7 protein-coding genes and 3 pseudogenes are annotated in these 8007 nt (G+C 53.5%); 4 read left to right on the top strand and 6 right to left on the bottom strand.

Annotated elements, in window-relative coordinates; genetic code table 11:
* From NQ012_RS12450 to NQ012_RS12465, 4 genes and pseudogenes are all read right to left on the bottom strand, one after another.
* Positions 1-288, bottom strand: a pseudogene (locus tag NQ012_RS12450) (IS481 family transposase); the annotation flags it as partial.
* Between the two features lie 301 nt (positions 289-589).
* Positions 590-1345: an amino acid ABC transporter ATP-binding protein gene (locus tag NQ012_RS12455; RefSeq protein WP_257067902.1), complete on the bottom strand. Its 756-nt coding sequence runs from the start codon at positions 1343-1345 to the stop codon at positions 590-592.
* A gap of 8 nt (positions 1346-1353) precedes the next feature.
* On the bottom strand, positions 1354-2037 hold the full coding sequence (locus NQ012_RS12460) for an amino acid ABC transporter permease (protein WP_306440866.1): 684 nt from the start codon (positions 2035-2037) through the stop codon (positions 1354-1356).
* Positions 2038-2059: 22 nt separating this feature from the next.
* Complete coding sequence (locus NQ012_RS12465; RefSeq protein ID WP_257067904.1) at positions 2060-2899, bottom strand: amino acid ABC transporter substrate-binding protein; 840 nt, start codon at positions 2897-2899, stop codon at positions 2060-2062.
* A gap of 204 nt (positions 2900-3103) precedes the next feature.
* On the opposite strand from NQ012_RS12465, the gene tadA reads away from it, so the two are divergent.
* On the top strand, positions 3104-3820 hold the full coding sequence (gene tadA, locus NQ012_RS12470) for a tRNA adenosine(34) deaminase TadA (RefSeq protein ID WP_257067905.1): 717 nt from the start codon (positions 3104-3106) through the stop codon (positions 3818-3820).
* A 5-nt stretch (positions 3821-3825) separates the two neighbouring features.
* Here tadA and NQ012_RS12475 read toward each other — a convergent pair.
* Together NQ012_RS12475 and NQ012_RS12480 are read right to left on the bottom strand one after the other, a co-directional pair.
* Positions 3826-4008, bottom strand: a pseudogene (locus NQ012_RS12475) (hypothetical protein); the annotation flags it as partial.
* Between the two features lie 164 nt (positions 4009-4172).
* Positions 4173-5063: a LysR family transcriptional regulator gene (locus NQ012_RS12480; protein WP_257067908.1), complete on the bottom strand. Its 891-nt coding sequence runs from the start codon at positions 5061-5063 to the stop codon at positions 4173-4175.
* 311 nt (positions 5064-5374) lie between these two features.
* Here NQ012_RS12480 and NQ012_RS12485 point away from each other — a divergent pair, with 311 nt between their 5' ends.
* The 3 genes and pseudogenes from NQ012_RS12485 to NQ012_RS12495 form a co-directional block, all read left to right on the top strand.
* Positions 5375-5692, top strand: a complete 318-nt coding sequence (locus NQ012_RS12485) for a DUF485 domain-containing protein (RefSeq protein ID WP_257067906.1) — start codon at positions 5375-5377, stop codon at positions 5690-5692.
* A 2-nt stretch (positions 5693-5694) separates the two neighbouring features.
* Positions 5695-7371, top strand: a complete 1677-nt coding sequence (locus NQ012_RS12490) for a cation acetate symporter (RefSeq protein ID WP_257067907.1) — start codon at positions 5695-5697, stop codon at positions 7369-7371.
* Between the two features lie 348 nt (positions 7372-7719).
* Positions 7720-8007, top strand: a pseudogene (locus tag NQ012_RS12495) (leucine zipper domain-containing protein); the annotation flags it as partial.

Here is an 8007-nt window from a genome sequence, read left to right on the forward strand (position 1 = left end):
ATAGGATTTGTTGTAACGCTTTGCCTGTTTTTTGAGTTTCTCTTCGATTTCCCGCTCAACTTTAGCCAGGCGTTTCATGCCGTATTTGGCTTGTTTAAAGCGGTTGTTGGTGCTTTTTTGCGGGGTGAGTAGCCGCAACCGGGCAGCTTTGAGTATGCGGTAAATCGTTACTCTGCTGACACGGTATTGTTGTGCCAACGAAGTTACACTGATTTTGTCTTATGTATAAGCGCGCTAAATGGCCTGGCGGTTATGCGGGGTTAGCCGGGTATTTTTATGGATGTTCATGCAGTATTGTCTTTCAAATACTGTAAACAACGCTAGCTTTTCCTACACCTGAGACCTTTGCAAAATAACCAATTCAAACCTGAAAACGTTCGTATCCCGTCATTCCCGCGCAGGCGGGAATCCAGCCTTAAAACCATCAATTATTTTATTTCAATAACTTATGAAAAAACGACCGGATTCCCGCCTGCGCGGGAATGACGATAATCAGATGTTTCAGACGGCCTAAAAGAATTTTGCAAAGGTCTCGGCCTGAATGGTTTTTAAAAAGCACCGGCCTTGCAATCAGGCAAAGAGCTGCGGCTTATTCGGTTTCCACCCTAATCTGCTGCAAAAACCGTTTGGTGCGTTCGTGCTGCGGGTGGCGGAACAAGGTTTCGGGCGAGCCTTGCTCCACAATCACGCCGTTATCCATCACCACCACGGTGTCGGCCACTTCCATGGCGAATTTGATTTCGTGGGTTACCACCACCATGGCCCAGCCTTCTTTGGCCAGCTCTTTCATGGTATTCAGCACATCCTGCACCAATTCGGGGTCGAGGGCGGACGTGGGTTCGTCGAACAGCATCAGTTCGGGCTGGATGGCCAGCGCACGGGCGATGCCGACGCGCTGCTGCTGGCCGCCTGAAAGCTGGTAGGGATAGAGATCGGCTTTATCACCCAACCCCACTTTTTCCAGCAGCGCCATAGCGGCCTGCCTGGCTTGTGCGGCGGGTTTGCCCTGCACGGCCACGGGGCCTTCCATCACGTTTTCCAAGGCGGTTTTGTGCGGGAACAGGTTGTATTGCTGGAACACCATGCCCGATTTGCGGCGCAGGGCGAGGATGTCTTTTTTCGACGGACGGCGGGCGAAATCAATCTTCAGGGGTTCGCTGCCGTCGAAAGCCACCGTGCCTTGTTGCGGCATTTCCAAAGCGTTGAGACAGCGCAGGAAAGTGGTTTTGCCCGAACCGGAGGGGCCGAGTATCACCACCACGCTGCCTTTGGCCACATCCAAGTCGATGCCGCGCAAAATGGCGTTGCTGCCGAACGATTTGTGGATATTGCGGATTTCGATCATGGGCTTGCTCACTTGGCAACATAACGGTCGAGCCGTTTTTCGAGTTTGGCCTGGCCGATAAAGAGGAAGAAGCAGAACACCCAGTAAATCAGGCCGGCTTCGATATAAACGGGCAGGAAATCGTAGCTGGCGTTGGCAATCTGCTGCGCCACGCGGAACAGCTCGGTGATGGTAACCACCGAAGCCAGCGAAGTGTCTTTAAACAGGCTGATAAAGGTGTTGCTCAAGGGCGGAACAGACACGCGGAACGCCTGCGGCATGATGATGCGGCGGAAGGTCTGCATATAGGTCATGCCGATGGAAAAACCGGCTTCCCATTGGCCTTTGGGCACCGACAAAATCGCTGCGCGTATGGTTTCGGAGGCATAGGCGCCGATGTTGAGCGAAAAGCCGATAACGGCGGTAGGCAGCGGATCGAGTGTAATGCCGATGGCGGGCAGGCCGTAAAACACCACCATCAGCTGCACCAGCATGGGCGTGCCGCGTATGGCGGAAACGTAAAACTGCACCACGCCCAAAAGCAGGCGGTGGAACAGGCCGGCCACGGGCACCACCCGCACCAGCGCCACGCCGAGGGCGATTAATATGCCGCAGATAAAAGAAACGACGGCCAGCGGAATCGAATACAGAAACCCCGCTTTCACCATCGGCCAAAATGCGTTTATGACCAAAACCGCACGCTCTTCGGTCATAAAAGGCAGAGCGCTTAAAAAATCACTTAACACTTACATCTTCACCAAAGAATTGTTCGCCGAGTTTTTTCAGCGTGCCGTCTTGGCGCAGCTCTTCCACCGCGCCGCTGATTTTCGCCAATGCTTCGTCGTTGTTTTTATTCACAATAAAGCCTGCGCCCAGTTTTTCTTCGGCAGGCGCCGCCCAAGCGGTTTTCAGGCCGGAATTAGGGTTTTTCTTCATATAGTCGAGCAGGGCCAGCGAATCGTTGAAGGTGAAGTCGGCGCGTTTCTGCTGCACCAGCGTCAGCGCTTGCGCCATGCCGTCAACCGGAACGATTTTGGCTCCGGCTTTCTGTGCCATTTCGCCGTAGTTACTGCTCAGGGTTTGCGCGGCAGACAGGCCTTTAACATCGGCCAGCGTTTTGATGCGGTTGTCGTCTTTGCGGTCGACCGCCATCGGGCCGGAATAGCTGTAATCGGCGGATTTGTCGAAAGTGGCGCGGCGCTCGGGCGTGGTCAGGCTCACCTGGTTGGCCACCACATCGAAACGGCCTGCTTTCAAACCGGCCAGCATGGCATCCCATTGGGTTTCTTTGAATTCGATTTGAATGCCCAGTTTTTCGGCCACGGCGCGGGTAACTTCCACATCGTAACCGGTTAATTTGCCGCTTTCGTCGTGATAGGTAAACGGTGCATAAGTGCCTTCGGTGCCCACGGTTACCGTGCCTTTATTATTGATGCGCTCCAACAGCGAACCGGCGGCCGCTTGGGTTTGCGGGGCAGACGCGGCGGGAGCCGAAGCGGAAGAACTTGCGCCTTCGTTGCCGCAGGCCGCCAAAACAAATGCAGCCACGCTGCCGAGAACGAATTTTTTCAACATGATGTTTCCTGAAAAGCTGGTAAAAACGCGCATTGTACGGTAATCACCGTGCCAATACAAAGAATGCTTGCTTCTATGCCGTCAGGCTTTCCGGGCTTAAACGTTATATATGCGGCAGGCCGTCTGAAACGTCGGCACACAATCCCCGCCGCTATCTGTTGTACAATCGCCGTTGTTTTTTCAGACGGCCACGGTTTAACCATAATGCAGCTTACCCATCCACCCTTTGCCCCTAAAGTTTTGCAGACGCTGCAATCGCTCGGCATCCGCACGCAGGCGGATATACGGGCGCACAGTGCGGCCGGTGCGTTTCTGTTGCTAAAAGCGGCCGGGTTAACCGTTACCCGCAGCACGTTATGGCAGCTCGCCGCCGCCGAACGCGACATCGGTGTGCACGACTTGGTGCCGTCTGAAAAAGCGGCCTTGCTCGAAGCGGTACGGCGGCATCCGCCGGTGGCGGTATTTCCGCCTGCGGCAGAAATGGAAGGTTTTATGCGCGCTGCCTTGGCGCAGGCGGAGCAGTCGGCCGCAGCGGGCGAAATCCCGGTGGGCGCGGTGGCGGTGAAAAACGGGGAAATCATTGCAGCGGCACACAACACCTGCGTGGGCAGTTGCAACATCAGCCGCCATGCCGAAATCGGTGTGTTGGAAGCCGCCGGGAAAGCACTGCAAAACTACCGCCTCGACGGTTGCGATGTTTATGTTACGCTCGAACCTTGCAGCATGTGTGCGGGCGCATTAATCCAAGCCCGCGTTGCCCGCGTGGTTTACGGCGCGAAAGAGCCGAAAACAGGCGCGGCCGGCAGCGTGGTGGACTTGTTCGGCGATATCCGCTTAAACCGCCACACGGCGGTTACTGGCGGCGTGCTGGCCGGCGAGTGCGGCGCGCTGCTGCAACGATTTTTCAATGCCCGGCGGTAAAGGCCGGCCTGAGACCTTTGCAAAACCCTCAGATGTGGATGCAGTTCAAGGCGTAGCAGCGCAGCGAGCGCAGACATAACATGGAGTTAGGCAAGTGAGCGAGCAGCACACAACGCAGAAATGCACCGCAGATGGGGGATTTGCGAAGGTCTCAGCCTGCGCTTTCGTTCACATAAAATACCCGGCATCAAGCCGGGTATTGCTGTTTTTTTATTACTGTTTCTTGAAGAATGAATAGCTACCCAGGTTAAGCCCGGGTATGACGAAATTGAAGCATTCATTAAAGCATTTCAGACGGCCTGCTTGGATTTTGCAGCGGTTTTAGGCCGTCTGAAAAATATCCGCTCCGGTATCAAACAACCGTATCCGCCCAAACCTCTTCCACACAGCTTTTCAGCAGGTTCAACACCGGATCTTCTTCAAATTCGTCGAGATAAATAAAGTGCAGCGGCAAGGTTTGGCGGTATTCGTCGAGTATGTCGATGGGCCTGCCCGCCGCACGTGCGGCTTCGGCTTTTTGCGCGGGTATCATCGCCAGCCCCGTGCCTTCGCAAACCAAATCGATGATGGTTTGCGGGTAGTCGCAGATAATCTGCTGCTTGGGCGAAATTTTGTGTTTGCGCCAAAACTGCTGCATATGTTTGCGGCTGCTCGACACCACCGACATTTCAATCCACGCATATTCTTCCAAACTTCCGGGCAGGTTTGCCCGGATGCGGCCGGTTTCGCCCGTATGGCAGACCAGCGAATATTGGATGTCGCCGAGAAACAGGCTGCGCAGGCTGCGGCGGGTTACAGGGCCGAGAAAAAAGCCGCCGTGCAGTTGTTTGTCTAACACACGCTGCTCGATTTCGCCGCTCATGCCGTATTGGATATGCAGCATGATATCCGGGTCCTGCTTCAGGATGCTTTGCGTCAGGCCGGTGATTTTATCGGGGGCAACGGGGTGGATGAGGCCCAAATCGGCATGGGTAACATAATGTTCCGAAAGGGTTTTGGCAAAACAGTCGAGTTTGTGGTGGTGTTGCAGCAAAGCCTCGGCCTCGGGCAGGAACACTTCGCCTGCGGGGGTGAGCACCATGCCGTTGGTGGTGCGCTTGAACAGGGTAACGTCCAAACGTTTTTCGAGCGACTTGATTTGCGCTGAAACCGCAGGCTGCGACAGGTGCAAACGCTCCGCCGCCTGGGTCAGGTTGCCGATGTGGGCAACTTCGGTAAAGGTTTTAAGCTGGGTGTAGTCCATGTTTTTCTTCTGCACAAGTCGGTGGAATCGTTGCCGGCGCTTATCCTGTGTCGGCCGTTATTTTATTACTTTGTAAACAACCGCCGCCGGATACAGCGCCGCATCAAATATTGATTATGATGTTTTAGCATATTTGCAGGCCGTCTGAAAGGTTTTTCTGATTCGGTGATTGCTTTTAAAATCAATTCTGTCCGACGCATTATCAGCCGGACGGATTGATACTATCAGAAAATAATATTAGCCATAGCAATGTTTTTTCATTTTAATCCACCCCGTTTACCGATAAGCGTTCTTAATAGAAGGAGAAAGTAATGGATAAACAAACCGCACAGCGAGTGCTGTCGCACCCGAAATTCAAACAGATGGCGCAACAGAAAGCATTGATAGGCTGGAGCTTTTCGGCTGTTGTTTTTGTGATGTATGTGGCCTTCATCTGGCTGATCGGAACCGCGCCCGAAATGTTCGGCAAACCCGTGTCCGAAGGCAGCATCACCACTTGGGGCATTTACGCCGGTATTTTCGTGATTGTGTTTTCATTTATCACCACCGGCATTTATGTCAGCATCGCCAACGGTAAATTCGAAGAAATGACCAAAGAAGTTGTCCGCGAAGTTCAGGGAGAGGAATAAACATGAATAAACTTTTAACCGGCACCTTAGCCCTGCTCGCTTCGGGCAGCGTTTGGGCAGACGCCTTAACCGGCGAAGTGGAAAAACAGCCGCTGAATATTTCGGCGATCGTGATGTTCCTGATTTTCGTGGGCGCAACGCTGTTCATCACCAAATGGGCGGCCAAGCAGAATAAGTCCACCAAAGACTTCTACACCGCCGGCGGCGGCATTTCCGGCTTCCAAAACGGCTTGGCGATTGCGGGCGATTATATGTCTGCTGCTTCGTTTTTGGGTATTTCGGCCATGGTTTACACCACCGGCTACGACGGTTTGATCTACTCCACCGGCTTCTTGGTGGGTTGGCCCATCGTATTGTTTCTGGTTGCCGAACGTTTGCGCAACCTCGGCAAATTCACCTTTTCCGACGTGGTGGCCTACCGACTCAAACAAGGCCCCGTGCGCGTGTTTGCAGCCAGCGGCTCCCTGTTGGTGGTGATTCTCTACCTGATTGCCCAAGTTGTGGGCGCAGGCAAACTGATCCAACTGCTGTTCGGCATGAGCTACACTTCCGCCGTGGTTATCGTGGGCGCGCTGATGGTTGCCTATGTGTTGTTCGGCGGTATGCTGGCCACCACCTGGGTGCAGATCATCAAAGCCGTAATGCTGCTTTCGGGCGCTTCGTTTATGGCCTTTATGATTTTGAAAGCCTCCGGTTTCAGTCTCGAAAGCATGTTTTTAAAAGCCACCGAAATCCATGAAAAAGGCACCACCATCATGTCGCCCGGAGGTTTGGTTTCCAACCCGATCGATGCGCTCTCGCTGGGCTTGGCATTGATGTTCGGCACCGCCGGCCTGCCGCATATCCTGATGCGCTTCTTTACCGTGCCCGATGCCAAAGAAGCACGCAAATCGGTGTTCGTGGCCACAGGTTTCATCGGTTATTTCTACCTCTTGACCTTCATCATCGGTTTCGGCGCGATTATCTTCGTTACCAAAGATAACCCGCAGTTCTTCACCACCATGGTTCAAGACGGCAAATCCGTTGTAGAAATGATCGGCGGCACCAATATGGCGGCGGTTCACTTGTCCGGCGCACTCGGCGGCAACCTCTTCTTGGGCTTTATTTCCGCCGTAGCGTTCGCCACCATTCTGGCGGTGGTGGCCGGCCTGACCCTTTCCGGCGCGTCTGCCGTGAGCCACGACCTTTACGCCTCGGTTTTCCGCAAAGGCCAAGCCTCGCAAGAACAAGAAATGCGCGTATCGCGTTTGGCAACCTTGGGCTTGGGCGTGATGGCCATCGTGTTGGGCATCGCCTTTGAAAACCAAAACGTCGCCTTCATGGTGGGCTTGGCGTTCGCACTGGCAGCCTCGGCCAATTTCCCGATTCTCGCCCTGTCGATGTTCTGGAAAGGCCTGACCACCCGCGGCGCAGTTATCGGCGGCTTCCTCGGTCTGCTGGCGGCTTTCGTGCTGATTATCCTCGGCCCCACCGTATGGGTGAAAGTATTGCACCATAAAGAAGCCATCTTCCCCTACAGCAACCCCGCCCTGTTCTCGATTCCGCTGGCCTTTATTTCTGCCTGGTTCTTCTCGGTTACCGACAAATCGAAACAGGCCGAAATTGATAAAGCAGGTTTTGAAGCACAATACGTGCGCTCCATGACCGGTATCGGCGCGGCGGAAGCCAGCGACCACTAAACCCAAACCGCTGCAAAGCAAAACATAACAACAGGCCGTCTGAAAAGATTTTTTTCAGACGGCCTGTGTGTGTTGTAGGAAATTCCAGCGTTGTTTACACTTTCCGTTTTTTGCATGCAGACCCATTTTGGGATTTTTGAGGGTTGTCAAGAATGCCGAAAGGCACGGCGAAGCCGCATCGTTCTTGAGAATGCTCAAAAATCACGAAACCATCATTCCAGCAATGAATAAAAGTCGCTTGGCATAAAAGTGTAGGCAACCCGACCTTTTCCCACAGTTGCGGGAATGACAGAATCTAAGGTGTAGGAAAAGCTAGCGTTGTTTACAGTATTTGAAAGACAATACTGCATGAACATCCATAAAAATACCCGGCTAACCCCGCATAACCGCCAGGCCATTTGGCGCGCTTATACACAAGACAAAATCAGTGTAACTTCGTTGGCACAACAATACCGTGTCAGCAGAGTAACGATTTACCGCATACTCAAAGCAGCCCGGTTGCGGCTACTCACCCCGCAAAAAAGCACCAACAACCGCTTTAAACAAGCCAAATACGGCATGAAACGCCTGGCTAAAGTTGAGCGGGAAATCGAAGAGAAACTCAAAAAACAGGCAAAGCGTTACAACAAATCCTAT

Source organism: Neisseria dentiae (genome assembly GCF_024580525.1).
GTDB lineage: Bacteria > Pseudomonadota > Gammaproteobacteria > Burkholderiales > Neisseriaceae > Neisseria > Neisseria dentiae_A.

Bases quoted from the DNA above. Each gene is read 5' to 3' on its own strand.
- tadA (WP_257067905.1), top strand. From the start codon at position 3,104: ATGCAGCTTACCCATCCACCCTTTGCCCCTAAAGTTTTGCAGACGCTG.
- NQ012_RS12485 (WP_257067906.1), top strand. From the start codon at position 5,375: ATGGATAAACAAACCGCACAGCGAGTGCTGTCGCACCCGAAATTCAAA.
- NQ012_RS12455 (WP_257067902.1), bottom strand. From the start codon at position 1,345: ATGATCGAAATCCGCAATATCCACAAATCGTTCGGCAGCAACGCCATT.
- NQ012_RS12490 (WP_257067907.1), top strand. From the start codon at position 5,695: ATGAATAAACTTTTAACCGGCACCTTAGCCCTGCTCGCTTCGGGCAGC.
- NQ012_RS12460 (WP_306440866.1), bottom strand. From the start codon at position 2,037: ATGACCGAAGAGCGTGCGGTTTTGGTCATAAACGCATTTTGGCCGATG.
- NQ012_RS12465 (WP_257067904.1), bottom strand. From the start codon at position 2,899: ATGTTGAAAAAATTCGTTCTCGGCAGCGTGGCTGCATTTGTTTTGGCG.
- NQ012_RS12480 (WP_257067908.1), bottom strand. From the start codon at position 5,063: ATGGACTACACCCAGCTTAAAACCTTTACCGAAGTTGCCCACATCGGC.